The following is a 1,435-nucleotide window of genomic DNA, read 5'->3' on the forward strand; positions in this document are numbered from 1 at the left end:
GGCGAACGTCGCGGGCCTACGTGCCTTCGGGCGGTCTGCGGCCCGGAGGCACGGGTGCCGGGATCCGGCGGGGCCGTCATGGACGAGGGGGCCTGGACGGGAAATACCTTCGGGGCCGGGAAGTGTCCCTTGGGCCGGGGACGGGAGCCGGGACGTGCCGGGGCCCGGGGGCCAGTCGGACGCCGGACGTCAGTCGCGGAGGCATTCAGACCCCGGACGTCAGTCGAGTCCCGGACGTCAGTCGGGCGCCCGACGCCAGCCGGGGAGGCAGTCGGCCCTGGACGCCAGTCGCGGAGGCATTCGGACCCGGACGCCAGCCGCGGAGGCATTCAGACCCCGGACGCCAGTCGAGTCCCGGACGTCAGTCGGGCGCCGGACGCCAGCCGGGGAGGCAGTCGGGCCCGGACGCCAGTCGCGGAGGCATTCGGCCCCGGACGTCGGCCAGGCCCCGGACGTCAGTCGAGTCCCGGGACGCCGACCAGGCCCCGGACGCCAGCCCGGATCCCGGAGGCCCGACCAGGCCCCGGACGTCAGCCGCACACCCTGGCGCCCGGCCACGCCCCGGACATCAGTCGGCGAGGGTGGCCCGTGTCGCGTGCTCGCGCAGCCAGCGGTCGAGCGTCTCGTATGCCGCGCGCCGCACCTCCGGCAGCGAGAGGAAGACGTCGTGCCGGGCGCCGGCCACGGGCGCGTCGGTCGTCGGCGCGCCGAGCCCCACGGCCGTCCAGTGGGCGATCTGCCGGACGTCGAGGACGGTGTCGGCGCGGTCGCTCCGCGCGCTGTAGCGCAGCGAGTGGTGTGTCCTGTCCGAGCGCAGGACGAGCGACGGGACGCCGACGTCGATGCCCCGGTGCAGGGCGGCGTGCGCGCGGCGGACGGCGTTGAGCCAGCCGACGGTGACGGGGAAGCCGTCGAGCGGCTTCAGCTCGGTGTCGTAGTCCCATTCGCCGGTGCCGCTGATGTGCAGGGTGCGCCCGTAGACCCCGCCGGGCAGGTTCAGCGCCTGGAACGGCCGCACCCGGGCCAGCCCGCGCAGCGCCCAGGTGACGGGGCCGCGCAGGACGGCCGTGCCCTGGAGGTCGAACCAGGGGCTGTTGAGGACCAGCGCGCGCACGGCCGAAGGGCGCCCTGCGCGGCGGCGCCGGTCCAGGTAGAGCGGCGCGACGAGGCCGCCCGTGGAGTGGGCGGCGAGCACGACGGGCAGGCCGGGGTGATCGGCGGCGATCAGGTCGAGCGCCCGGTCCAGTTCGGCGTCGTAGAGGGCGAGGTCGGACACGTAGTGGGCGGTCTGTCCCGGACGGCGGGCGCGGCCGCACTTGCGCAGGTCCAGGCCGTGGAAGGCGAGGCCGCGCGCGGCGAAGAAGTCGGCGAGCTCGGTCTGGAAGAAGTGGTCGGAGAAGCCGTGGAGGTACAGGACCGCGCCGGTGACCGGCTC

The 1,435-nt window shown here is 75.7% G+C and carries 1 protein-coding gene; it reads right to left on the bottom strand.

Going from position 1 to position 1,435, the window contains the following annotated elements; all coding sequences use genetic code 11:
• Window positions 1–568: 568 nt before the first annotated feature.
• Window positions 569–1,435, bottom strand: an 867-nt coding sequence (locus GTW43_RS26940) for an alpha/beta hydrolase (RefSeq protein WP_161304563.1), incomplete at its 5' end; no start/stop codon positions are given.

Origin of the sequence: Streptomyces sp. SID5785 (genome assembly GCF_009870065.1) — a bacterium.
Lineage (GTDB): Bacteria > Actinomycetota > Actinomycetes > Streptomycetales > Streptomycetaceae > Streptomyces.